23 protein-coding genes are annotated in these 23,937 nt (G+C 30.5%); 12 read left to right on the top strand and 11 right to left on the bottom strand.

The window, feature by feature from the left end; translation table 11 throughout:
- Positions 1-3 precede the first annotated feature (3 nt).
- Positions 4-810: a YihY/virulence factor BrkB family protein gene (locus AJN69_RS07575; protein WP_002852725.1), complete on the top strand. Its 807-nt coding sequence runs from the start codon at positions 4-6 to the stop codon at positions 808-810.
- On the opposite strand, the gene AJN69_RS07570 is transcribed toward AJN69_RS07575, so the two are convergent.
- The 4 genes from AJN69_RS07570 to AJN69_RS07555 are packed head-to-tail and all read right to left on the bottom strand — an operon-like array spanning position 754 to position 4,679.
- Positions 754-2,013, bottom strand: coding sequence for a ComEC/Rec2 family competence protein (locus AJN69_RS07570; protein ID WP_002873165.1), 1,260 nt, complete (start codon positions 2,011-2,013; stop codon positions 754-756). The two genes, AJN69_RS07575 and AJN69_RS07570, sit on opposite strands and share 57 nt — an antisense overlap.
- Positions 2,013-2,570: a DedA family protein gene (locus tag AJN69_RS07565; RefSeq protein WP_002852823.1), complete on the bottom strand. Its 558-nt coding sequence runs from the start codon at positions 2,568-2,570 to the stop codon at positions 2,013-2,015. The genes AJN69_RS07570 and AJN69_RS07565 overlap by 1 nt, the downstream gene beginning before the upstream one ends.
- Positions 2,571-2,578: 8 nt before the next feature.
- Positions 2,579-4,132, bottom strand: a complete 1,554-nt coding sequence (gene rny / locus AJN69_RS07560; RefSeq protein ID WP_002852704.1) for a ribonuclease Y — start codon at positions 4,130-4,132, stop codon at positions 2,579-2,581.
- Positions 4,053-4,679, bottom strand: coding sequence for a 5-formyltetrahydrofolate cyclo-ligase (locus AJN69_RS07555; protein ID WP_002860439.1), 627 nt, complete (start codon positions 4,677-4,679; stop codon positions 4,053-4,055). The genes rny and AJN69_RS07555 overlap by 80 nt, the downstream gene beginning before the upstream one ends.
- Before the next feature lie 82 nt (positions 4,680-4,761).
- Here AJN69_RS07555 and AJN69_RS07550 point away from each other — a divergent pair, with 82 nt between their 5' ends.
- From AJN69_RS07550 to AJN69_RS07530, 5 genes are all read left to right on the top strand, one after another.
- Positions 4,762-5,319, top strand: a complete 558-nt coding sequence (locus AJN69_RS07550; RefSeq protein WP_002852864.1) for a TlpA disulfide reductase family protein — start codon at positions 4,762-4,764, stop codon at positions 5,317-5,319.
- Positions 5,319-6,185, top strand: coding sequence for a signal recognition particle-docking protein FtsY (ftsY, locus tag AJN69_RS07545; RefSeq protein WP_070288315.1), 867 nt, complete (start codon positions 5,319-5,321; stop codon positions 6,183-6,185). Before AJN69_RS07550 ends, ftsY begins: the two co-directional genes overlap by 1 nt.
- Positions 6,185-7,525: a DNA repair protein RadA gene (radA, locus tag AJN69_RS07540; RefSeq protein WP_070288313.1), complete on the top strand. Its 1,341-nt coding sequence runs from the start codon at positions 6,185-6,187 to the stop codon at positions 7,523-7,525. Before ftsY ends, radA begins: the two co-directional genes overlap by 1 nt.
- A 68-nt stretch (positions 7,526-7,593) precedes the next feature.
- Positions 7,594-8,274, top strand: coding sequence for a F0F1 ATP synthase subunit A (locus tag AJN69_RS07535; protein WP_002852750.1), 681 nt, complete (start codon positions 7,594-7,596; stop codon positions 8,272-8,274).
- Positions 8,271-8,462: a membrane protein gene (locus AJN69_RS07530; RefSeq protein ID WP_002914249.1), complete on the top strand. Its 192-nt coding sequence runs from the start codon at positions 8,271-8,273 to the stop codon at positions 8,460-8,462. Before AJN69_RS07535 ends, AJN69_RS07530 begins: the two co-directional genes overlap by 4 nt.
- Before the next feature lie 21 nt (positions 8,463-8,483).
- On the opposite strand, the gene metF is transcribed toward AJN69_RS07530, so the two are convergent.
- The 5 genes from metF to luxS all read right to left on the bottom strand — a co-directional run bounded on the left by metF (position 8,484) and on the right by luxS (position 14,196).
- A complete protein-coding gene (gene metF / locus AJN69_RS07525) occupies positions 8,484-9,332 on the bottom strand; it encodes a methylenetetrahydrofolate reductase [NAD(P)H] (protein WP_002914251.1) in 849 nt (282 codons plus the stop codon).
- Between the two features lie 9 nt (positions 9,333-9,341).
- On the bottom strand, positions 9,342-11,606 hold the full coding sequence (metE, locus tag AJN69_RS07520; protein ID WP_044277889.1) for a 5-methyltetrahydropteroyltriglutamate--homocysteine S-methyltransferase: 2,265 nt from the start codon (positions 11,604-11,606) through the stop codon (positions 9,342-9,344).
- Positions 11,607-11,617: 11 nt separating this feature from the next.
- A complete protein-coding gene (locus tag AJN69_RS07515) occupies positions 11,618-12,388 on the bottom strand; it encodes a MetQ/NlpA family ABC transporter substrate-binding protein (protein WP_070288311.1) in 771 nt (256 codons plus the stop codon).
- Between the two features lie 10 nt (positions 12,389-12,398).
- Positions 12,399-13,391: an isopenicillin N synthase family oxygenase gene (locus AJN69_RS07510; RefSeq protein WP_002867376.1), complete on the bottom strand. Its 993-nt coding sequence runs from the start codon at positions 13,389-13,391 to the stop codon at positions 12,399-12,401.
- Between the two features lie 310 nt (positions 13,392-13,701).
- Positions 13,702-14,196 carry an S-ribosylhomocysteine lyase gene (luxS, locus tag AJN69_RS07505; RefSeq protein ID WP_002860433.1) on the bottom strand — a complete coding sequence of 165 codons (495 nt, stop codon included), beginning with the start codon at positions 14,194-14,196 and terminating at the stop codon, positions 13,702-13,704.
- Positions 14,197-14,310: 114 nt separating this feature from the next.
- On the opposite strand from luxS, the gene gatB reads away from it, so the two are divergent.
- Genes gatB through AJN69_RS07490 form a run of 3 tightly spaced genes read left to right on the top strand, consistent with a single transcriptional unit; the run spans position 14,311 to position 17,810 of the window.
- A complete protein-coding gene (gene gatB, locus AJN69_RS07500) occupies positions 14,311-15,729 on the top strand; it encodes an Asp-tRNA(Asn)/Glu-tRNA(Gln) amidotransferase subunit GatB (RefSeq protein WP_070288310.1) in 1,419 nt (472 codons plus the stop codon).
- Positions 15,726-16,622, top strand: coding sequence for an NAD(P)H-dependent glycerol-3-phosphate dehydrogenase (locus AJN69_RS07495; RefSeq protein ID WP_079264396.1), 897 nt, complete (start codon positions 15,726-15,728; stop codon positions 16,620-16,622). The genes gatB and AJN69_RS07495 overlap by 4 nt, the downstream gene beginning before the upstream one ends.
- Before the next feature lie 9 nt (positions 16,623-16,631).
- On the top strand, positions 16,632-17,810 hold the full coding sequence (locus AJN69_RS07490) for a metal-dependent hydrolase (protein WP_002880573.1): 1,179 nt from the start codon (positions 16,632-16,634) through the stop codon (positions 17,808-17,810).
- Positions 17,811-17,817: 7 nt separating this feature from the next.
- On the opposite strand, the gene AJN69_RS07485 is transcribed toward AJN69_RS07490, so the two are convergent.
- Positions 17,818-19,344: an inorganic phosphate transporter gene (locus AJN69_RS07485; protein ID WP_052794863.1), complete on the bottom strand. Its 1,527-nt coding sequence runs from the start codon at positions 19,342-19,344 to the stop codon at positions 17,818-17,820.
- Between the two features lie 141 nt (positions 19,345-19,485).
- On the opposite strand from AJN69_RS07485, the gene AJN69_RS07480 reads away from it, so the two are divergent.
- The gene (locus AJN69_RS07480) at positions 19,486-20,292 is read left to right on the top strand and encodes an inverse autotransporter beta domain-containing protein (RefSeq protein ID WP_052794862.1); all 807 of its coding nucleotides are present in this window, start codon (positions 19,486-19,488) and stop codon (positions 20,290-20,292) included.
- On the opposite strand, the gene AJN69_RS07475 is transcribed toward AJN69_RS07480, so the two are convergent.
- Positions 20,289-21,665, bottom strand: coding sequence for a cation:dicarboxylate symporter family transporter (locus AJN69_RS07475; protein ID WP_044779083.1), 1,377 nt, complete (start codon positions 21,663-21,665; stop codon positions 20,289-20,291). The genes AJN69_RS07480 and AJN69_RS07475 overlap by 4 nt on opposite strands.
- 261 nt (positions 21,666-21,926) lie before the next feature.
- Here AJN69_RS07475 and cetC point away from each other — a divergent pair, with 261 nt between their 5' ends.
- Positions 21,927-22,421 carry an energy taxis response protein CetC gene (cetC, locus tag AJN69_RS07470; RefSeq protein WP_052794861.1) on the top strand — a complete coding sequence of 165 codons (495 nt, stop codon included), beginning with the start codon at positions 21,927-21,929 and terminating at the stop codon, positions 22,419-22,421.
- Positions 22,422-22,540: 119 nt separating this feature from the next.
- A complete protein-coding gene (gene cetA, locus AJN69_RS07465; RefSeq protein WP_070288308.1) occupies positions 22,541-23,920 on the top strand; it encodes a bipartate energy taxis response protein CetA in 1,380 nt (459 codons plus the stop codon).
- Positions 23,921-23,937: the final 17 nt, after the last annotated feature.

Below are 23,937 nucleotides of genomic sequence, written 5' to 3'. Positions count from 1 at the left end.
AAGGTGAAAAATTTTTTTACTATTTTACTAAATTTGCGTGATAAGGAAATTTTAAATTATGCAGCAGCGCTTAGTTTTTATACTGTATTATCTTTAATACCTATTTTATTTGTATGTTTTTCTGTTTTTACGCAAATTTCCAGTTTTAAAGCTTATTATGAAAAAGCAAAGCAAGTAATTTTTGCTTTTTTAATACCAACGCAACAAGATGTTGTTGCTACCTACATCGATACTTTTTTAAAAAATAGTGTAAATTTGGGTATTGTAGGTCTTATTGCTATGGCATTTACTTCTTTAGCTTTTTTTTCAGGCTATGATTTTGTAATCAATCGCATTACTAAAAATGAACCTAAAGGACTTTGGCAAAGTATTAGTTCTTATTGGACTCTTTTAACTCTTGTTCCTTTGGGGCTTGGGCTTAGTTTTTATATTTCAGGTTTTATCCAACAAACTTTAGATGATTATAAAATAGGGTTTAATTTTTTTGAAATTTTACCCTTTGTAATTATTTGGGGTTTATTTTTTATATCTTATTCAAGTTCTGTTCATAAGGGAACTCTTAAAAGTTTAGCTTTAGTATCTTTTGGAGCGGGTACTATTTGGTATATAGGAAAAAATTTATTTGTATATTACGTGGTATATAATAAAACATACGCTAGCGTTTATGGATCTTTTTCTACTATTTTATTCTTTTTTATTTGGATTTATATTTCTTGGATTATTTATCTTTTTGGGCTTAAACTCTATTATTTTCTAAATCACAATCATAATGAAGGGAATAAAATTCGCAAAAATACAAAGAAAAGCTAGATATTTAAATCGCACAGAGATTAAAGAAGCAATAAGATAACTTATAAAAATCCAAAATGGGATATGGATATTAGTTCCATAAATTTTAAATTTAAAAAATTCATCTAAGATAAAATTGAGCAAATCTCCATAGTTTATAAGATGCAAAAATAATACTAAAGGATAAAATATTACAAAAATTCCACTCAAAATAATACCTAAAATTTGTTGGTAGCTTATAAGTGGAAAAAAATAAAGCACAGGTAAAACCATAGCAAAAAAAGTCCAAATATTAAGCAAAATAATATTTATAAGATTATTAAATTTATTTGCAAAATGATGCATATATAAAAAAATATAAAAAACACCTAAAATAGAAAATAAAAATCCAATACTAAATAAAAGTCTAGGGTAAAGAGAAATGCACAATAAAATACTACAAAAAAGCGTAACGAAATTAATAATTTTTATATTTTTACACAATAGATAAAAAACCCAAAAAGCCATAATCAAGGAGCGCACAAAAGAAGGGACAAATCCTATTAAACAAGCATAAGCTAAAAGTAGTGCAAAAATTAAAATACTTAAATCTAAACGTAAATTTCTATAAGGAAAATATCTTTTTTGGAAAAAACTATAAATTGGAGCTAAAATAAAGAAAATTAAACTAAAAAGTAAGCCTATGTGATAACCGCTAATTGCTATAAGGTGTGCTATACCGTAGTAATTTACATCGTTTCTAAGCTCTAAAGATATGGGCAGTGCAAAAAATAAAGCACCATAAAATTCTTTAATCTTTTCATTTGTATGTTGATTTAAGAAGTAAGATATAATGGGATTGTATTCTTTTTCTTTTAATTTTTCAAAATCATAAGAAGGTGCGTAAAAACTTTTACTCAGATAGTCTTTAAAGTTAATATTATGGGTGATAATTCTAAGGCTTAAAAATTGATTCTTGCTTAAATTTAAATCCTTAAAACTTGTAGTATAAAAAGTGAAGTTTTCAGTTTGTAACTTTAAAACCCAGTATTTTTTATTTTTTTTATTATATTTTATATATTGGTGCGTTAATAGAGCGTTGTCTATAAGGTAATGTTTTTGGTTTTTAAAGTTTAAAAAATTATTATATTCTAAAAGGATATTAAAAATAAAAATAACAACAACAGAGAAAAATAAATAATGAAATTCTTTAAAAGAGTAAGAAAAAGAATTCCATAGAGACATTATTTTTTAGAAAATTTACTTAAATAAAGCCAAATTATTCCGGCTAAAAATAATAAAAATAAAGGAGCAGCATAAGGATATAAACTCAGTTTATCAAAAATTGCTTCAATAACATACCCAAAAGTATAAGCAGCAAAACCTAGAACAATAGCCCATGCCAAACTAGCTAGAGTATTGATAATAAAAAATTTAATAAAATTATATTTTGCCATACCTGCAGCTATGGGAATGAAAGTTTTTAAACCATAAATAAATTTTTGAGTTACAAGTAAAATAATTCCATGTTGTTTTGTTTTTATCATAGCAAGGGCTATCTTGCGTCGGTGTTTTTTAAAATAAGGCATAATGTCTTTTTTGTAATATTTTCCAAGTATAAAAAGCAAAGTTGAACCTATGGTATTAGCAATAAAAGCAAGAGCAATGCAAAAACTAAGATCCATTTTTCCTTGAGAACTTAAAACTCCTGCAGCTAAAATTCCAACCATCCCGCCCCCTAAAGAGTAAAAGAATAAAACAATATAACCATATTTTATTAAAGTATCAATCATATCTTGCATAATAAACCTTATTTAGCGTATTCTACAGCTCTAAGTTCACGTATAACATTGACTTTAATTTCACCAGGATATTGCATTTTTTCTTGAATTTCAGCTGCTATTTCCTTAGCTAAAAGTACACTTTCATCATCATTAACAAGCTGAGCATTGGCTATGACGCGAATTTCTCTTCCGGCATTGATTGCATAGGCATTTTTAATTCCTTCTTTACTTTTAGCGATATCTTCTAGCTCACTGACTCTTTTTAAGAAAGCTTCTAACACTTCTCTTCTAGCTCCAGGTCGTGCAGCACTTAAAGTATCTGCTGCACAAACAGCTGCTGATTCTATGCTTGTAGCTTCTTCGTGTCCATGATGTGCGTAAATAGCATTGATTACTACAGGATGCTCTTTGTAGCGTTTGCAAAGTTCTGCACCTAAATCCACATGAGATCCTTCAAAATCATGGGTTAATGCTTTTCCTATATCATGTAAAATTCCCGCACGACGTGCTAAATTCTCATCTCCACCACACTCAGCAGCAATGATTCCTGCAAGGTGAGCCACTTCCAAAGAATGTGCTAAAGCGTTTTGTCCATAGCTTGCTCGGTATTTGAGTTTTCCTATGAGTTTTACAATTTCAGGGTGTATTTTATTTAAACCTAGATCCATAACTATGGTTTCGCCTTCTTCTAGAATGGCACTATCAAATTCTTTACACACTTTTTCGTGAATTTCTTCTATGCGCGCGGGTTGAATTCTGCCATCTTCAACTAAAAGTTCTATAACTTTTGTAGCAATAGCACGGCGATAAAGATTAAAACAACTTACTATAATAGCACCTGGTGTATCATCGATGATAATATCAACACCTAAAACCATTTCCAAGGTTTTAACATTGCGCCCTTCTTTACCAATGATACGTCCTTTAAGTTCATCGTTTTTAATGTTAATAACATTGATAAGTCTTTCAGCTGCAAATTCACCTGCAAAACGAGAAGTAGCTTGAGCAATGATGAAATTAGCTTTTCTTTTAGCTTCATTTTTTGCTTCTTCTTCATATTTTCTTACTATATGTGCAATTTGCTCGCGAGAATTTTCTTCTACTTTTTTAAGAATGATTTCTTTGGCTTCATTTTGTGTAAGTCCTGTCGAATGTTCTAAAATTTTTAAAACATCGTCAAGTTTTTCTTGATATTTATTTTTTAATTTATCAACATCAGATTGTAAGTTTTGAATGTGTCTTTGTGACTTGCAAAGGTATTCTTTATCTTCTTTTAGTTTTTCTTCTTCTTGCTGAAGTTTTTGTTCTTTTTTAGAAAGATCATCAAATTTTTGATTAAAATCTTTTTGAATTTTGTGAGTTTTTTCTTCGTATTTTTTTTTAACTTCTAATTCTGCATTAAGAATTGAATTTTTTGCATCTTTTAAAATAAGCTCCGCTTCGTATTCTATAGCTTTGGCTTTAGCTTTGGCTTGTTCTACGAAAATTTCATATTTGGCATCATTGATTTTTTTTGCAACTAAATATCCTATACCGAGTCCGACTATAGCGGCTATAAGTGCGATAAGTGATTCTATCATTTTTTCTTTCTTTCTTGTAATATTTTTTATAAGGGTTTATGTATAATTTTCCTGAAATATCATGCTTTTGTGTTAGATTATTTTGACTTAAAGCATCTATACTTTGGACAAATATTATATGAGGTTTGTAATTTAAATTTTCAAAAAATCTATCATAAAAACCTTGCCCATGTCCTATTCTTTTTAAATTTTTATCGACGCCAATTACAGGCACAATAGCTAAATCAATTTTTGCTTTAAAAAAAGAATCTATAGGCTCTAAAACCCCAAACCTTTTTTTAATAAAAGGCAATCTTAATTTTACAATTTTTAAACTTTTATCTTGCATAAATGGAACAAAAAGTTTGTAATTTTTATTAAGAATATGGCGAAATTTTATTAAGTTTGGTTCATAATGCAAAGGAATAAAAATTAAAATATTTTTAGCTTTAAATAGTTTTATTATTTTAAGACATTCTTTAAATATTTTATAATCTTGTTTGAAATTTAGTTTTGAATGTTTGAAAAGGCGTATTTTTTGCAATGCCCTAAAATCTGTTTTTTCCATTAATATGCCTTTAAAAAAATATTATCTTATGTATGTTATAATTTTAGCATTTTTATAAAGAAGAATAAAGGATTGATAAATAATGAAAATTAAAAAAATACTTTTACTAGTGGCAATATCTTGTTTGTTTGTTGCTTGTAGCAATGATAAAGAAAAGCAGCAAAATGATGTAAATTTAAGCACCGAGGCAAGTATAAATCAAAGTGATGATATGAATTTTAAACTTAATTTGATTGATGGAGGATCAATTTCAATTAAAAAAGAAAATGCCGTTTTAAATTTCAACGATGAAGATAAGGCAACTTTGTTTGTATTTTTTACCACTTGGTGTACCCCTTGCATTGCTGAAATCCCTCATCTTAATAAATTACAAGAAAAGTATAATAATGATTTTAATATAGTTGGGGTTTTATTAGAAGATAAATCTAACGATGAGATTCAAAAATTTATAGAACAGCATAAAATATCTTATAAAGTCGCTAATGGTGAAAATAACTATCTTTTAGCTAAAGCTTTAGGTGGGGTAAATGGAATTCCTACCATGTTTCTTTACAACAAGCATTCTAAATTGATTAATCAGTATTTAGGGCTTATTCCTGAAGAAATGCTAGAAATTGATATACAAAAGGCTATACTTTAATGTTTAATTTTTTTAAAAAAGGACTTGCAAAAACTCTTGAAAATATTGTTGGGATTAAAGGAGAGAATAAAAAGATAACCAAAGATTTGCTTGAAGAAATTTTGCTTGAAGCAGATGTAAGTTATGAAATAGTTGAAGAGATAATTTATTATTTACCACCTCAAAATGAAGTAAAAAAAGAAGATTTAAAGCGTGTTATGGGTTCTTATTTTCTTTATGAAAAAAAAGAAACCAATCAAGAAAAACCTTTTGTAGAGCTTATTTTAGGAGTAAATGGAGCAGGAAAAACAACAAGTATTGCCAAACTTGCTTATTTATATAAAAACCAAAATCAAAAAGTGATTTTAGGAGCGTGTGATACTTTTAGAGCAGGTGCGATTGAACAATTAAAACTTTGGGCGCAAAAAGTGGATGTAGATATAGTTTTAACTGCACAAGGGCATGATCCTTCAGCGGTTGCTTTTGATACCATTTCTAAAGCAAAAGCAAAAGATTTTGATAGAGTTATTATCGATACAGCAGGGCGTTTGCAAAATCAAAAAAATTTAGCCCATGAGCTTGAAAAAATTGTGAGAATTTCAAACAAAGCTTTAGAAGGTGCACCCCATAGAAAAATTTTAGTTTTAGATGGAACACAGGGAAATGCTGGAATTTTACAAGCTAAAGCTTTTAATGAGCTTGTAAAACTTGATGGTGTGATTATCACAAAGCTTGATGGGACAGCTAAAGGGGGTGCACTTTTTAGTATAGCAAGAGAGCTTGAGCTTCCTATTTTTTATGTAGGCGTGGGTGAGCAAATGACGGATTTACAAGAATTTAATGCAAATGCTTACTTAGATACTTTATTAGATCCTATTTTTGAATAATGGCAAAAAATAAAGTACTTTTTGAATGCCAAGCTTGTGGAAATCAACAAAGCAAATGGCTTGGAAAATGTCCTGATTGTGGAGCTTGGGATAGTTTTGTAGAATTAAAAGCTGAGCAAATTAAAGTTTTAAAAGAGCTTGCGCAAGTTAGTATGAAAACAAGTGAAGCTGTTTGTATTGAAGATGTGGAATTAGAACATTTTACAAGATACAGCACAGATGATAATGAGCTTGATTTGGTTTTAGGCGGAGGGCTTGTTGAAGGTTCTTTAGTGCTTATAGGCGGAAGTCCAGGTGTGGGAAAATCTACGCTTTTGTTAAAAATTGCTTCAAATTTAGCCAAACAGGGTAAAAAAGTGCTTTATGTCAGTGGCGAAGAAAGTAAAGCTCAGATTAAATTAAGAGCTGATCGCCTTGAGGCTAATACTCCGAATTTATTTTTACTTACTGAACTTTGCCTTGAAAATATTTTAGAAGAATTACACAAAAAGGATTATAGTATTCTTATCATTGATTCTATACAAACTCTATATTCAAATAAAGTCACTTCAGCAGCAGGAAGCATCACTCAGGTGCGTGAGATTACTTTTGAACTTATGCGTGTTAGCAAGGCTTATAATATCAGTACTTTTATCATAGGGCACATTACTAAAGAAGGTGCTATAGCAGGACCTAGGGTTCTTGAACATATGGTGGATGTGGTGCTTTATTTTGAAGGAGATGCCACTAAAGAAATTAGACTTTTAAGAGGCTTTAAAAATCGTTTTGGTGGAACGAATGAAGTAGGTATTTTTGAGATGACTACTAAGGGTTTGATCAGTGCAAAAGATTTGGCAAATCGTTTTTTTACTCGTGGAAAGGCTATTTCAGGAAGTGCTTTAGGTGTTGTGATGGAAGGATCTCGTGCTTTGGTTTTAGAAGTTCAAGCTTTAGTGTGTGAAAGTTCTTATCCAAAACGCAGCGCTACAGGGTATGAAAAAAATCGCTTAGATATGCTTTTGGCTTTGCTTGAAAGAAAACTTGAAATTCCTTTAGGGCATTATGATGTATTTGTAAATATTAGCGGCGGAGTAAAAGTAAGTGAAACTGCTGCGGATTTAGCTGTGGTTGCAGCTATTATTTCAAGTTTTAAAAATCGCCCTTTGAGTAAAGATAGTATTTTTATAGGAGAACTTAGTTTAAATGGAGAAATTAGAGAGGTTTTTAGCCTTGATACGCGTTTAAAAGAAGCTAAAATGCAAAAATTTAAAAATGCTATTGTTCCTTCTAAGCCTTTGGAAGATATAGGGCTTAAGTGTTTTGTTGCTAAAGAACTTTCACAAGTTTTAGAATGGATGTAAATTTTCATTAAAATATAAGTAAGATTTTGCTAAAATTCCGAGTTTAGAATAAAATTTTTGAGGAAACCATGAAAGATTTATTTTTATTTAGCTCTTTGCTTGATGCAAGTCATACTTTTTCTTATTTTTTTCACATAGGTTTGGTAGCTTTAATTGCTGTTATAGTGGCTATGATGGCTACTCGTTCTATGCAACTTGTTCCCCGCGGTATGCAAAATTTAGGTGAGGCTTTTTTAGAGGGAGTTTTATCTATGGGTAGAGATACCATGGGAAGTGAAAAAGGTGCAAGAAAATATCTTCCTTTGGTTGCAACTTTGGGGATTATAGTGTTTTTTAGTAATATTATAGGCATAATACCTGGTTTTCACTCTCCAACTGCAAGTTTAAATTTGACTTTGTCCTTGGCTATTATAGTTTTTGTATATTATCATTTTGAGGGTATTAGGGCACAAGGTTTTGTAAAGTATTTTGCTCATTTCATGGGACCTATTAAACTTTTAGCTCCTTTGATGTTTCCTATAGAGATAGTCTCTCATCTTTCTCGTGTGGTTTCTTTGTCCTTCCGTTTGTTTGGAAATATTAAAGGTGACGATTTATTTTTGATGGTAATTTTAGCTTTAGTTCCTTATATAGCTCCGCTTCCTGCTTATGTGCTTTTAACTTTTATGGCATTTTTACAAGCTTTTATTTTTATGATTTTAACTTATGTATATTTAGCGGGTGCAACTGTTGTTGAGGAAGGTCATTGATCTATATTTTAGAATTTTTTAAAGGTGCATCTTTAGCTTTAATGCTTTTTGGTGCACTTTTCTTCTTTTTTAAATATAATTCTTTTTTCTATCTTTGCTTGGGTATTATACCAGGTTTGCTTTTATCTTTAATTTTTGTTTTACTTATAGAAAACCATAAGCTAAAAAATGAAGATAAGTTAAGATAAAAGCAAAAAATAGTTTATTTTCTAAGCATGAAGCTCTTCTTTAAGCAAATGCTTTACAGCTTCATAAATTTTAATAGCCGCTTTGGATTTATTCATAGTATAAAGATGAATTCCATCTACACCACTTGTGATTAAATCGACAATTTGATCGCAAGCATACGCGATACCTGCATCTTCTAAAGCCAAAGCATTATTTTCATATTTTTCTAAAATTTTAACAAATTTAGGAGGGATTTTAGCTCCGCAAAGTTGAGAAATTTTTAAAACCTGTCTTTTGTTAGTAATAGGCATAATACCTGCGTAAATAGGTATGTCAATACCTGCTAAAGCACAATTTTGTTTAAAAGTATAAAAATCTTCATTATCGTAAAAAAGTTGAGTAATGAGCTTATCTGTTCCTGCATTTACCTTAGTTTTAAGATGGTGTATATCCTCGATGAAATTTTTAGATTCATTATGTTTTTCAGGATAGCATGCGGCATAAATTTCAAAGTATTCTTGTTTTTTTATAAAAGAAATTAAATCACTAGCATAAGAAAAATCTTTGCTTTTTTCTAAATTTTCACATATATCGCCTCTTAGGGCAAGAATTTGATTAAGATTTTTTTCTTTGCATTTTTGAAGTATCTGAGTGATTTTTTCTTTACTAGAATGGATGCAAGGTAAATGTACTATGCTAGGAATTTGATATTCTTCCTGGATTAAGCTTGCAACTTCTAAAGTATTTTGTGAGTTAATAGAGCCTGCTGCGCCAAAGGTTACGCTGATAAAATTAGGGCTTAATTGCCCTAAATCATCTAAGATAGCATGAAGATTTTTGATATTTTCATCCTTTCTTGGTGGAAAAACTTCAAAAGAAAAATTGCACATAAAAACTCCTTATAATTGTTTTCGTATTTTTTGCGTAGCCGTAACTAAATTTTTAAGAGAGCCTATGACTTCTTCATAGGCTCTTGTTTTAAGCCCACAGTCTGGATTGATCCAAATTTGTTCTTTAGGTAATTTGTTTAAAATTTTTTCTATAGTTAAACTTAGTTCTTCTACGCTTGGAACTCTAGGGCTATGTATATCATAAACTCCTGGCCCTACTTCAGTTTTAAAATGAACAGCTTTTAGAGTATCTAAAAGACTTAAGTTTGATCTTGAAGCTTCAAAAGAAATCACATCAGCATCCATAGCGTCAATTTCTTTTAAGATATCACTAAATTCACTATAACACATATGAGTGTGAATTTGAGTTTTAGCTTTTACCCCGCTATGCACAAGATTAAAAGCAGGAATAGCCCAATTTAAATACTCACTATGCCAATCACTTTTTCTTAAAGGCAGTTTTTCACGCAAAGCCGCTTCATCAATTTGTATGATTTTTATACCTGCATTTTCAAGATCTAATACTTCATCTCTTATAGCTAAGGCAATTTGCTCAGTGCTTTCTTTTAGACTAATGTCTTCTCTTGGAAAGGACCAATTAAGTATGGTTACAGGTCCAGTTAGCATACCTTTTACGATTTTTTGACTTAAACTTTGTGCAAATTTAGACCAAGCTAAGGTGATAGGCTTTGTGCGTGATACATCACCCCAAATCACAGGAGGTTTAACGCACCTTGTGCCATAGCTTTGCACCCAACCATTTTGAGTAAATAAAAAGCCCTTTAGATTCTCTCCAAAATACTCCACCATATCATTTCTTTCAAATTCTCCATGCACTAAAACATCAAGTCCTATTTCTTCTTGAATTTGTATGCATTCTTTGATTTTTTGTTGGTTAAATTCAGTGTAGTTTTGAGCTGAAATTTTTTCTTGCTTAAAGGCAAGGCGATTAGATCTTACATCGGCACTTTGAGGAAAGGAACCTATGGTTGTGGTTGGTAAAAGAGGGAGTTTTAAAAATTCTTTTTGGATTAAGGCGCGTTCTTTAAAACTAGGCGTTCTGGTAAAATCTTCTTTTTTTAAAGCCTTAAGCCTTGCTTTGACTTTTTCATCTAAACGCTCCGGGATATTTTTAAAAAGCTCTTGATTGGCTCTAAAGAGCGGATTTTCTTCGCTAGAATTTAAGATTTCTTTTAAATCTTTAAGTTCTTGAAGTTTTTCTTTAGCAAAGGCAAAAAGTTTAAGATAGTTTGAATCTAATTTGCTTTCAAATTCAGTGCTATAAGGCACATGCAAAAGCGAACAAGAGGTGTTTAAGACGATATTTTGTGTATATTTTTGAAGCTCTTTAACAAGCTTTAGACTTTTAGCATAATCATTAGCATAGATATTTTTGCCGTTAATAAGACCTGCAAAAAGGATTTTATCTTTAGCAAAGCCGTATTTTTGAACCAAGGCTAAGCTTTGTTTACCTTCGATAAAATCAAGACCCAAAGCATCAAATTTGCTTTCTAAAAGTTTAGGATAAATATCTCTTAAGTCTCCAAAATAGCTTTGAAGTAAAATTTTAAGATCTTTTTTGTGATTTAAAAGTTCTTGGTAAAATTCTTCAAACAAAGCGATATCTTCCTTGCTTAAATCATAAACCAAATAAGGCTCATCAAGTTCAAGCCATGTCACTTTAAGTTCATTTAGTTTATCAAAAAGCTCTATGTAAGCGTTTAAAAGCTTTTCTTTAGCGAGTTTTTGAGTTTTTTCATCTTTAAAGGCAATGAGTTTAAAAAGTGTGAAAATGCCTATTAAAACAGGCTTGCTTTCTATGCCAAGCTCTTTAGCTTCGAGATATTCTTTAAAAATTTTATCCCCTGTTAAAGCTATAATATCAGCATTATCGCACTCAGGCACCAAATAATGATAATTTGTATTGAACCATTTTTTCATTGCTAAGGCTGTAACATCTCCATTTTCTCCTTGATAACCTCGACTTTGAGCAAAGTATTCATCTAAAGCATCTAAATTTAAATTTTTATACTTTGTATGAACAATATTAAAAAGCACAGCTGCATCTAAGACATTATCATAAAGTGAAAAATCATTACTAGGGATAAAATCAATGCCAGCTTTTTGAATTTCTTGCCAGTGTCTAATCCTTAAATCCTTAGCACTTTTTAAAAGCTCCTCTTTTGAACTTTGGTTTTTAAAGTATTTTTCAATAGCAAATTTTAATTCTCTATTTGCACCTATTCTTGGGTAAGAAATGATTGAATTTTTCATATTTGTTCTCCTTAAAATGTAGGGATTAAAGCACCCTGATATTTTTCTTCTATAAATTTTTTAACTTCATCGCTTTGCAAGGCCTTTACTAGGGCTTTGATTTTAGGAAGGTTTTCATTACCTTCTTTAACGGCGATGATATTGCCATATTCACTATATTTACTTTCTGTATAAAGCCCATCTTTTACAGGGTTTAAACCTGCTAAAATAGCAAAATTGCTATTAATAAGAGAATAATCTACATCATTTAAACTCCTTGTAAGTTGAGCGTCTTTTAACTCTACAAATTTAAGCTTCTTAGGATTTTTAGTGATATCTAAAGGAGTGATGAGCTCATTATCCTTAACTTCTATAAGTCCTTTGCTTGCTACAATGCGTAAAGCACGGTTTTCATTTGTAGGATTATTGGGTATAGAAATGCTTTGTCCTTCCTCTGGGTTAAATTCTTTATATTTTTTTGAATACACTGCCATAGGTTCTATATGGATACTGGCAACTTTTACAAGATGGGTGCCTTGCCTTTGATTGAATTCTTTTAAATAAGGTTCATGCTGAAAATAATTAGCATCTAACTCACCATTTTCAACCATTACATTAGGGATTACCCCATCATTAAATTCATAAATTTTTAAATCATAACCTTGTTTTTGAAGTGCTGATTTTATAAATCTTAAAATATCTGCATGAGGTGTTATAGAAGAGCCAACTTTAAGTTCTTCATTTGCCCATGCAAAACCGGTAAAAAGAGTAGCGACGCAAAAAGCTTTAGTAAATAAAGTCATTTTTTCTCCTTTATGCAAAACTAAATTTTTCTATCAAATCACTATGATAAATACTTGCTACATCAGGATGAGAGCGTATCATTCTTTTAAAATAATTACTTGCAACATTTCTTAAAAGTGGATTTTTAGGATCAGTATCCACACCTTTGCTTTCTTTGGCAAGCTCTGGATTTAACTTAAAAATAGGTATATCCTTATCAAGTTGCACTCCAAGAAAATAAGCTATGCTAAAGCGTTCTTTTGGGCTTAAATTCACGCGGTGAATAGTAGCTTTTAAATAGCCATTGGTAGCTAGTTCTAAAAATTCTCCTATATTAACTACAACGCTATTTTCAAGTGGGGGTATACTAAGCCATTTACCATCTATAAAAGCTTCAAGTCCACTTTGTTTTTCTTGAAAAACAAAAGTGATAAGCCCACCATCTTTATGTGAACCTACGCCTTGAGTGATATTTTTTGAGCTTTTTGGATAATGTATGATTTTACAATGTTCGTAAGAATTTTCTCCATAAAGTTTATCAAAAGCATTGCTAGGTAGATCAAGAGCTTGAGCAAAGGTTTTTAAAAGCTTTAAACAAGCTTTTTTGGTTTGTTTGTGCCAAGTTAAGAAAGTTTTTTTAAGTTCTGGAATTTCACTAGGCCAAAGATTAGGACCTTCTAGTCTTTGCCATAAGGGTGAGTTTAAATTCCAGTTTAAAGCATCTCTTTCTGTGCCTATATCCAGTTGTTCTCTATAATCCTTAGTTCCTGCTGTGTATTCAAAACCTTCGCTAGTATAACCTCTAAATTGAGGAGAATGTACCATAGAAATAAGCTCTTTCGAACTTCTAGAAAGATTAAAAAATTCTTTGCCAAGTTTGAATAATTTCTCGTTTAAATTTTTATCTATACTGGTATTGATAAGATAAAAAAAACCTATTTTAGAAGCAATTTCTCTTAAATTTTTAAGAAAAGTGCTTTTATCTTTTTCATAAGCTTGTAAATCAAGTATAGGTAAATTCATTTTTGCTCCTTAAATTAAAATTAAGGATAAGAAGATATTTTGAATTAAATTTTATTAGAGAAATTTTTGTAAGTTAAGATTTTAAATGAGTATTTTGAAAAAATAAACTTTTTTGACTTTCTTACACATTATATCTCCTTATCCACTTTTTGGACCTTTGGAAACATAATGTTAAGCCAAAGGACGCACTAGATACTACACATCTCGCACATCAGTTTCATTTTTTCTCCTTTTAAAATAATAAAATTTCAAAATCATATATAAAAATATATTAATTAAAGCTTAATCGTTTAAAAAATAAAGATTCTTTTTAAGCATTCTCGAGTTTTAATTCTTTGTTATTCATTATGCTAATACCTAGATTTAAAACCTTTTGGGCAATTTGTTTGGCTTCATCTAAAGAATGCATTGCGCAAGTTCCGCATTGATAGATATTAAGTTCAGGAATTTTGCTTTGATCGCTTACGCTTAAAACATCTTTCATAGCTTCTTCCCAAGCTTTTGCAACACTTTTTTCATCTGGTGTTCCAATTAAACTCATATAAAAACCCGTGCGACAACCCATAGGTGAAATATCAATAATTTCAACTGAATTTGAATTAAGATGATCTCTCATAAATCCTGCAAATAAATGTTCTAAGGTATGAGTACCTTTTTCGCTCATAATGTCTTTATTTGGTATGCAAAAACGCAAATCAAACACGCTAATATCATCACCCTTAGGTGTTTTCATAACTTTAGCTAAACGCACAGCAGGAGCTGGCATTTTAGTATGGTCAACTTTAAAGCTGTCTAATAATGGCATTTTAACTCCTTAAATATAAATTGTCTAAGAATTATAGCATTTAAAGTTAATATTTAAAGCCTTTCTAAAAGAAAAAAAGATAAAATAAAACATTTAAAAATTCAAGGAAATTTTATGTTTGAAGTAGTTATAGGTCTTGAAGTTCATACTCAGTTAAATACTAAAACAAAAATCTTTTGCTCATGTGCAACTTCTTTTGGAGAAGCTCCAAATACCAATGTTTGTCCCACTTGTTTGGCCTTACCAGGAGCTTTGCCTGTTTTAAATGAAGAGGCTGTAAAAAAAGCTATAGCTTTTGGAAAAGCTGTCAATGCAACAATTAATAAAAAAAGTGTTTTTAATCGTAAGAATTATTTTTATCCAGATTTACCTAAAGCCTATCAAATTTCACAATTTGATATCCCTATAGTAGAAAAGGGTGAGCTTTTTATCAATGTAAAGGGTGAAAATAAACGCATAGGTATTACAAGAGCACACTTAGAAGAAGATGCAGGTAAAAATATCCATGAAAATAATTTTTCTAAAGTGGATTTAAATCGTGCAGGAACTCCTTTGCTTGAGATTGTCAGTGAGCCTGAGCTTAGAAGTAGCGATGAGGCGGTGGCTTATCTTAAAAAACTTCATTCTATTATACGCTTTTTAGATATTTCAGATGCAAATATGCAAGAAGGAAGTTTTAGATGCGATGCAAATGTTAGTATAAGGCCTAAGGGCGATACAAAACTTTATACTAGGGTAGAGATTAAAAATCTTAATTCTTTTCGTTTTATCCAAAAAGCTATAGAATATGAGGTAAAAAGACAAAGTGAGGCTTGGGAAGATGGAACTTACGAACAAGAAGTAGTTCAAGAAACCAGACTTTTTGATACAACGAATTTAATTACAAGAAGTATGCGTGGTAAAGAAGAAGCGGCAGAATATCGCTATTTTCCAGATCCTGATTTATTGCCTGTTTTATTAAAAGATGAGTTTTTGGATATTAAAATTCCTGAACTTCCTGATGAGAAGAAAGCACGCTTTATAGACGAGCTTGGTATAAAAGAAAGTGATGCTGAGGTTTTAATCAGTTCTTTAGAAATGAGTCGTTTTTTTGAAAGTCTTATTTCTCAAAATTTAAATCCTAAGCTTTGTGTAAATTGGTTAAATACTGAACTTATGGGACTTTTAAAAGGAGAATTGACTATAGAAAATTCTCCTGTAGATGCTCAAAAGCTTGGAGTTTTAATTAAACGCATAGAAGATGGCACTATCAGTGCAAAAGCGGCTAAAGATGTCTTAGCTTTTGTATTTGAAAATACTAGCGTGGAAATTGATGAAGCTATAGAAAAGCTAGGACTTAAACAAGTAAGTGATGATTCAGCCATAGAAGCAGTGATTGAACAAATCTTAAATGCAAATGCCGATAAGGTTGCAGAGTATAAAAGTGGTAAAGACAAGCTTTTTGGATTTTTTGTGGGTCAAACAATGAAAGAAGGCAAAGGAGCTTTTAATCCTGCAAAAGTAAATGAAATTTTAAAAACAAAGCTTGGTTGATGCGTATAGCGGTTATTGGTGCGGGAAAATGGGGCAGTGCTTTACATTTAGCCTTAAAAGAAAATCACAATTGTTTTATCAGTTCTTTGCATCAGCGTGATTTAGAAGATTTTGTTAGCATAAAAGAAGCTTTAGAATGTGAATATCTTGTTTTTGCTTTAAGTTCTCAAGGGATGCGTGCTTGGCTTAAAGAAAATTTCATCAACAAGGAGCAAAAAATTTTAATTGCTTCAAAAGGCATAGAAGATCAAAGTTGTCAATTTTTAGATGAAATTTTTTTAGATTTTGTACCAAAAGAAAATTTTTGTGTTTTAAGCGGTCCTTCTTTTGCTGCTGAAGTGATGCAAAAACTTCCTACTGCTTTGATGATTAGTGGGATAAATCAAGAGCTTTGTAAAAAATTTGCAAGTTTTTTCCCTGATTTTATTAAAACTTATATTGATAATGATGTTCGTGGTGCTGAAATTTGTGGTGCTTATAAGAATGTTTTAGCGATTGCAAGTGGGATTAGTGATGGGTTAAAACTTGGTAATAATGCAAGAGCAGCACTGATTTCAAGAGGGCTTATAGAAATGCATCGTTTTGGTAAATTTTTTGGCGCTAAAGAAGAAACTTTTTTAGGGTTAAGTGGAGCAGGGGATTTGTTTTTAACTGCAACTAGTGTTTTATCAAGAAATTATAGAGTGGGTTTAAAACTGGCGCAAAATCAAAAATTAGATAGTATTTTAGCTGAACTTAATGAAGTAGCAGAAGGTGTAAAAACTGCTTATGCTATAGAAAGATTAGCAAAAATGAAAGGAATTTATACACCTATTGTAAATGAAGTAGTGGCAATTTTTAAGGGTAAAAGTGTGCAAGAAGCAACGCAGAATTTACTAAAGCAAAATGATTAAGGAAAAATCATGATAATTAAAAATGCAAAAATTTATGGAAATTCTTTACAAGATATAGAGATTAAAGAAGGAAAAATTACCAATATTGGTTCTAATTTACAAGGTGAAGAAATTTTAGATGCTAAAGGTATGACTTTACTTCCATCTTTTGTGGATTTGTGTGTGAGTTTAAAAAACGATAAATTTTCTTTAGCTAATTTAGAGCTTTTAGAAAATGAGTGTCTAAAAGGAGGAATTTCTAGTATAGTTTTGCGTGATTGCATGGATTTTGATGAAGAAAGTTTTGCTTTATTTTTACAAAATTTAGCTCAAAGAAAGATGCAAATTTTTTCAAGTGTGCGGGTTAAGGATGCAAACGGAAAGCTTAAAAATTTAGCCACTCTCTTAAATAAAGGTGCTTGTGCTTTAGAGCTTGATAGTTCTTTGGATGCAAATACTTTAAAAGTAAGCTCGCAATATGCTTTTATGAAAGACTCTCCAATTTTTGTGCGTTGTTATGATAAGGATTTTGATGATAATGGAGTGATGAATGATTGTGAAATGAGTTTTGAGCTAGGGCTTATAGGCATGAGTAAAATTGCTGAAACTAGCCAGATAGCTAAAATGAAAGAATTGGCTAAATTTTATAAAAATAAGGTTGTTTTTGATCTTTTAAGTTTGAGAGATTCTTTAGTATTATTAGATGAAAAGGATTTAAAACTTGTAAGCATTCATCATCTTATCAAAGATGATAGTGCTTGTGAAGATTTTAATACGGCTGCGAAACTTATGCCACCTTTAAGAAGCAAAGAAGATGTTTTGGCTTTAGGAGAGGCTTTAAAAGAAGGAAAGATTAGCTTTTTGACTTCCTTGCATAGTGCAAAATCAATTTCTTTAAAAGATTTAGCTTTTGATGAAGCGGCCTTTGGAATCCATAGCGTATGCGAATTTATAAGTCTTTGCTATACTTTTTTAATCAAAGAAGGATTTTTAAATTGGCAAGAGCTTTGTCAATTTACAAGTAAAAACCCTAGTGAATTTTTAGGTTTAAATAGTGGAGTTATAGAAGTTGGCAAAGAAGCTAATCTAGTTCTTTTCGATGAGAATGAAGAAATTTTTGCTCCAAAAAGTTCTCTTTATTCTGAGGATAAACTTTTTGGAAAGATTAAAATGCATATAATTAAAGGAAAAAATATTTTAGAAAAATAAGCTTTACTTAAATTCCTAAAGATAGTTTAAATCCTAAAAATACAAGTGCTGCCATAATACCAGCGGCTGGTAAAGTGATAATCCAAGCCAATCCTATAGGCTTCATCATAATCCAATTTGCGTTTTTATTATACACTCCTATACCCAATATAGCACCTATGAGTATATGGGTGGAGCTAACAGGAATTCCAAATTGTGTAGCTAAGAGTATAACTATACTTGCACCAAGTTCTGCAGAAAATCCAGTAGTAGAGCGTATGGTTGCAAGTTTTGAACCCACTGTAGTAATCACTTCTTTACCTAAAAACCAAAGCCCTACAACTAGAGCAACTCCAAACATAGCTAAAGCGGCAAAAGGTACAGGAGAAGTCGCGTTAATTGTGCCGTTTTTTAAGACATCTAAAATCGCTGCAAAAGGACCTATAGCATTGGCTATATCATTGGCTCCGTGTGAAAATGCAAAACTAGAGGCTGTAAATATTTGAAACCATGAGAAAATTCTATCAGTAGTTTTATTAAGTTCTGTTTTTTTAACGATTTTGACTATAGCAAATGTTACAACATAACTTATAGTTCCTATAATTCCGATAATCCAAAAGTTTTGTAAAATATCCAAAGTGCTAACATTATTTAAACCTTTAAATAAAAACATTGCCGAAATGATAGCAGCAGCAATACAAGCAATGATTGGCATATGAGTTTTTAAAATAGAGTAAATATCTATATCTTTTTCTTGATCCTTAAATTCCTTCATTTTATTTCTATAGAAATTATTTGCCTGTTCTTCCTCATCTAAAGCTATAGCGGAAAGTTCTTTGATTTGTTCTTCTTGGGATTTTGTTTTTAAATTTAAAAAATATTCTTCTTTGAATTTTTTTCTTTCTTTTTTGATATTTTTCAAATCATCATTTAGTTTTTCTGATGGTTTTAAAATTTTTTTATCAATATATGAATAAATAATATAAGCTACAATACCCCCTAAAAGAGGCGAAGCTACCCAAGAAATAGCTATTCTTAAAATTTCACTCCATTTAACCATAGAGAGTGTTTGGATCCCATCAAATTTTAAAAGCCCCATCATAATGCTAGCACCTACAATCCCACCAACTATACTGTGTGTGGTTGATACAGGTAAGCCTTTCTTGGTTGCAATAAAAATCCAAACCCCAGAGCTTAAAAGTGCAGCAAGCATAATGATAACAAAAAGCATAGGATCTAAAGAATTTGGAAAAATAACAATACCGCTGCGTATAGTCTTAGTAACTTCTGCGCCTGCGAAGATTGCTCCGCTTAGCTCAAAAACAGCTGCTATAATTAAAGCTTGTTTAATGGTTACTGTTTTTGCACCAACGCTTGTTCCAAAAGAATTGGCTACATCATTTCCACCTATATTAAATGCCATAAAAATGCCAAATATAGAAGCAAGAATAAAAAGAATGAGTTGATGTTGCGAAATATAACCAAATCCCCAAATAACAAATGCGATAGTGCTGATAATAAAAATAACAAAAGCTATGAGGTTGTCTTTTTGCATTAATAACCCTTTTTTATTTTAATTATACACTTATTTACTTTAAATTTGCTAATTTTAGTTTTTAGTCTTTGTGGAATTTTTATTTATATTATTTTTTTATAATAAATACTCAAACAAGAAATAATAAGGAATATAAGAATAATGAGGGGTATTTTTTATATAATAGCATTGTTTTCTTTACTTAATGCTGATGAACTTACTGAGGCTTTGGTAAAGAATAATAATCAAAATTCTTGGGAGCACTTTGATTATAAAAACACCAAAGAAGCTCCAAAAATTCAAGAAGAGAATGTGGATTTTAAAAGCACTTTTGATAGCTTGCTTTCAAAAACTTTAGAAAATAATAATGGTATAGATAAAACAGATGGGAATTTAGATTTTCAAAACGAAAACGCGCAGGTTAAAAATTTAAGTTCTCTTTATGAGGGAGAGAATAATTCTTTGCTTTTTCAAAAAGAACTTTTCGTGGCTCAAGATAATTATAATTACTCAGGGGGCTTAATCAATCGTTATGAAAAAGATGATTTTTTATTTGGAGTTAATGGTTTTATTGACAAACAAAAGGAACAAAAAGATACTAAAAGCTTTGGTGCAGAGTTTGGTTATAGTAAATTTATAAAGGCTTATAGTAATTATTACATACCCAATGAAGCAGAAAAAAAATTACAGCTTGGAATGAGTTTTGTAATTCCAACTTACACCGCTTTTGCTTTTGATATAAGCAAGGATAATGATAAAACTAATTATCAAGTATCTTACTCTCCTTATAGTGTATTTAGTTTAAATTTATTGCGTCGTGATTATAGCGCAAGAGAGACTGTTGATGATACCGTTGTTCAAGTTGGATTTAGTTTTAATTTCAATGAAAGTTTTTTAAAACAATTTAGGAAAAAAGATAATACTTTAGAGGAGGTTAATCGATATGATTTCCTCCAAAGAACCCATTAGTTCATTCCAGCATTATGGAATTTTTCTGGATTATCCATAGCATAGTTGAATTTTTCCCGATCAATTTGTTTATCCCAGATCGCAACGATTAAGGCTGCTACTGAATTTCCACAAAGATTTCCAACAGCCCTCATTTCAGACATAAATTTATCAACACCTAAAAGAACACCTATGGCAGCTACTGGTAGAACTTGCGCTAAGGTTGCATTTGCTTCTGAAATTTCCATATTTCCTAGAGCCGCAAGCGTACTTCCAAGCACTATAAAACCTGATCCAGTTACACCTACTGCACCTTTTGAGGCTATCATTAATACTATTAAAATACTGATTTCGTGTGCTAAACTTAAATTTACATTGAAAGCTTGTGCTAGAAAGATTAAGCTCATAGCTAGATAAATATTTGTACAATCAAGATTAAAACTATATCCCGTTGGTAAAACAAGTCCGACTGTTGCTTTAGAAAGTCCTGCTTTTTCTAGTTTTCTCATTAAAGGAGCAAGTGCAGACTCGCTTGAACTGGTTGCAAAAACGATCAATACTTCTCTTGAGATAAATCTCATAAATTTGAAGATATTTACTTTTGCAAAATAACAAATCAGACCTAAGATTCCAAATATAAAAACAAGACATGAAATCAGCATTACTAAAAGTAAATATGCTAAGTTGATCAAAGAGCCAATTCCGTATTGAGCTATGAGTACAGCCATTGCTGAAAAGGCGGCAATAGGACTAAAATACATAATGATTTGTAGAATTTTAAAAACAAAATTTTGTACCACTTCAAAAACTCTTTGAATTGCCTGTTTATCTTCTATTCTCATTAAAGAAATAATCAAAGCAGTAATTATAGCAATAACTAAAACTTGTATGGTTTTTCCTTCTGTAAAAGGCGTGATAATATCAGTAGGCATAGCATCTTTTAAAATATGCATAATCTCAGAGCTCGCGCTTACTTCTGTGGTTTGAGAAATATATTTTTGAACGCTTTTTGTATCAAGTTGACTTGGATCAAGATTCATTCCATGGCCTGGTTGCATAACATTTGCCATAAAAATACCTATAGCAAGTGCTAAAGTACTTACAACTTCAAAGTAGATAACCGCTTTAGCGCCAATACTACCTACTTTTTTTAAACTTTCAAGACTAATGATGCCCAAAACCAAAGTAACAAAAATAATAGGACCTATAAGAACCTTTAAAGCACCTATAAAATAATCAACTCCTGGTTTGCTAGCAATGGCTAATTCTTTATCTGTATAACCAAGTATAATACCTGTAATAATGCCTATAATCACCCAAAATCCAAGACTTTTTATAATACGTTTATATAAAGGCGGTTTTCTTTCAGCTAAAGTTTGACTTAAAGTTTCCAAGTTTATTCACTCCTTTTGATCTTTTGTGAAATATAATTTTAACAATGCGTATTATAAATTTTAACAAAAAAACAAATCTAGAAATACTTTCTTTTATATGATATGATAATTTTTTATATAAATGTTACAAAATTTCTCATTATTTGCATTATAAAATTTAAAATATTTTTTGAAAATTTTATAATTTAGTATACTTTTTATTGTTTATTGTTAGTAATAATTCTATTTTTGATTTATTTGTTTTATTGGGATGTTTTAATTATGAAAGAAATAGTTTTGTCTGAAAATGCTTTAATTACTTCTAAAACAGATCTTAAGGGGAATATCATTTATGCCAATAATGACTTTTTAAAATACGCAGGTTATAAAGTCGATGAGCTTTTGTATAAACCTCATAATATAGTAAGACATGAAGATATGCCACGTACTGTATTTAAATGTCTTTGGGATTATATTCAAAAAGGAGAAGAAATTTTTGCATTTGTAAAAAATAAAGCCAAGGATGGTAGTTTTTACTGGGTGTTTGCAAATGTAAGTGCTTCATTTGATGCCAATGGAAATATCATCAACTACTATTCTGTTCGTCGTGCGCCTAATAGAAAATCTCTTCCTATAATTGAAGAAGTTTATAAAATTTTACTTGAAAAAGAGCAAAAATCAGGCATTAATGCTGGAGTTTCAGCTTTAATGGATATTGTAAGTTCTTATAAAATGACTTATAATGAACTTGTTTTTAACTTACAAGAAGATAACTAAATAAGATATATTTAATCTTTTTTATTATATAATCTTTCCCTAAAAATTAAAGTAATATATTATTAAAGTATTACTTTAATTTATGACTTCAAAAAATTTTTAGTAAAAGGGGTAAATTTATGGTGAAAAATGGATTATTATTAACTATTTTTCTAAGTGTTATCGGTGTTTTGGGTGCCATTTTTATTCATATTTATATTGGAGCGATAATTTTTATTTTAATCGCTGTTTTAATGATTTATTTGCTTAGACAACACAAAGATGAGCAAATGATGATAGATAAACTTTTGGTTCTTTGTAGAGAGTTAAAAGAAGGAAATTTTGATAATAGAATGATATATGTAAAAACAAAAAGCAAAAAATTAGCCGAAATAGCAGATAATCTTAACAATACTATTGATGGACTAGAAGCTTACTTAAGGGAAATTAATACTTCTATTTCTTGTTCTCAAAAAGGTGAATTTTATCGCAAAGCTTTGCCTGAAGGTTTAAAAGGAATTTTTGCTCATAATATTGAATTTATAAATAAAGCTTTAGCAAACATAGAAGTGACAGCAAGATCCACTTTTAAAAATGCTTTATCAAGAACTTTAATGGATTTAAGCCTTGGAAATCAAAATAAAGATATGTCTCAAATTTCTAGCTCATTAAATCAAGATATTAGCATGATGAAAAATGTATATGATACAGTTGATGCCATTACTCATACAGCTACAGAAAATGGCTCAGAGGTGGATTCTTTGCAAAGTGCCATGGGTTCTTTAATGGATGTTGTAAATTCGAGCAAGGAAACAGTACAAACTTTTGTGGCTAATTCCCAAAATATTACTTCAGTGGTTGAAGTAATACGCGATATAGCTGATCAAACCAATCTTCTAGCTTTAAATGCTGCTATTGAAGCTGCACGTGCAGGAGAGCATGGTAGGGGCTTTGCGGTTGTAGCTGATGAAGTTAGAAAGTTAGCAGAAAGAACTCAAAGATCTACAAGTGAAATTTCCATTGCAATTCAGACTATGCAACAGGATTTTGTAAATATCCAAAGTGGCAGCGATCAAGTTTTTAACATTGTTAGCGAATCTGAAGAAAGAATTAATAAATTTTCTCAAGTTTTTAAACGTCTAGAAGAAAATAGTAGTGCTCTTGGCGTTAATTTTGGATCCTTTGCAAAGAGATTGATTTTGTCTGTGGTTAAAATCGATCATATTCTTTATAAATCAAATATATATTTAAATTTAAATGGGGCTCAAAATTTCAATCTTGAAAGTGTAGATCCAATTTCTAATCTTTGCCAAGATGAGAGAGCTCAAGGTGTTATTAATGAACTTAGTTCTGAAACTGAGTTAAATTTAGCTAAAGAATTTATAAAAGATAATGCTAAAAAAGCAATAGAAGAATCAAGTCAAGATTATATCGATCAAAAAGCTTATGATGCGATTGTAAATGATATTAAATCACTAGAGCAAAGAAGTGCTGAAATCTTAGCAAAATTAAAAATATAAATTAAGAGGGTGGGAAA

The sequence above is a fragment of the Campylobacter sp. BCW_4338 genome (assembly GCF_001763255.1).
Classification (GTDB): Bacteria; Campylobacterota; Campylobacteria; order Campylobacterales; family Campylobacteraceae; genus Campylobacter_D; species Campylobacter_D jejuni.
This window is presented reverse-complemented; position numbering and strand designations above follow the sequence as displayed.

Excerpts from the sequence above, each read along its gene's own strand:
- AJN69_RS07570 (WP_002873165.1), bottom strand. The coding sequence starts at position 2,013 with ATGTCTCTATGGAATTCTTTTTCTTACTCTTTTAAAGAATTTCATTAT.
- AJN69_RS07565 (WP_002852823.1), bottom strand. The coding sequence starts at position 2,570 with ATGCAAGATATGATTGATACTTTAATAAAATATGGTTATATTGTTTTA.
- rny (WP_002852704.1), bottom strand. The coding sequence starts at position 4,132 with ATGATAGAATCACTTATCGCACTTATAGCCGCTATAGTCGGACTCGGT.
- AJN69_RS07555 (WP_002860439.1), bottom strand. The coding sequence starts at position 4,679 with ATGGAAAAAACAGATTTTAGGGCATTGCAAAAAATACGCCTTTTCAAA.
- AJN69_RS07550 (WP_002852864.1), top strand. The coding sequence starts at position 4,762 with ATGAAAATTAAAAAAATACTTTTACTAGTGGCAATATCTTGTTTGTTT.
- ftsY (WP_070288315.1), top strand. The coding sequence starts at position 5,319 with ATGTTTAATTTTTTTAAAAAAGGACTTGCAAAAACTCTTGAAAATATT.
- radA (WP_070288313.1), top strand. The coding sequence starts at position 6,185 with ATGGCAAAAAATAAAGTACTTTTTGAATGCCAAGCTTGTGGAAATCAA.
- AJN69_RS07535 (WP_002852750.1), top strand. The coding sequence starts at position 7,594 with ATGAAAGATTTATTTTTATTTAGCTCTTTGCTTGATGCAAGTCATACT.
- metF (WP_002914251.1), bottom strand. The coding sequence starts at position 9,332 with ATGTGCAATTTTTCTTTTGAAGTTTTTCCACCAAGAAAGGATGAAAAT.
- metE (WP_044277889.1), bottom strand. The coding sequence starts at position 11,606 with ATGAAAAATTCAATCATTTCTTACCCAAGAATAGGTGCAAATAGAGAA.
- AJN69_RS07515 (WP_070288311.1), bottom strand. The coding sequence starts at position 12,388 with ATGACTTTATTTACTAAAGCTTTTTGCGTCGCTACTCTTTTTACCGGT.
- AJN69_RS07510 (WP_002867376.1), bottom strand. The coding sequence starts at position 13,391 with ATGAATTTACCTATACTTGATTTACAAGCTTATGAAAAAGATAAAAGC.
- luxS (WP_002860433.1), bottom strand. The coding sequence starts at position 14,196 with ATGCCATTATTAGACAGCTTTAAAGTTGACCATACTAAAATGCCAGCT.
- gatB (WP_070288310.1), top strand. The coding sequence starts at position 14,311 with ATGTTTGAAGTAGTTATAGGTCTTGAAGTTCATACTCAGTTAAATACT.
- AJN69_RS07490 (WP_002880573.1), top strand. The coding sequence starts at position 16,632 with ATGATAATTAAAAATGCAAAAATTTATGGAAATTCTTTACAAGATATA.
- AJN69_RS07485 (WP_052794863.1), bottom strand. The coding sequence starts at position 19,344 with ATGCAAAAAGACAACCTCATAGCTTTTGTTATTTTTATTATCAGCACT.
- AJN69_RS07480 (WP_052794862.1), top strand. The coding sequence starts at position 19,486 with ATGAGGGGTATTTTTTATATAATAGCATTGTTTTCTTTACTTAATGCT.
- cetC (WP_052794861.1), top strand. The coding sequence starts at position 21,927 with ATGAAAGAAATAGTTTTGTCTGAAAATGCTTTAATTACTTCTAAAACA.
- cetA (WP_070288308.1), top strand. The coding sequence starts at position 22,541 with ATGGTGAAAAATGGATTATTATTAACTATTTTTCTAAGTGTTATCGGT.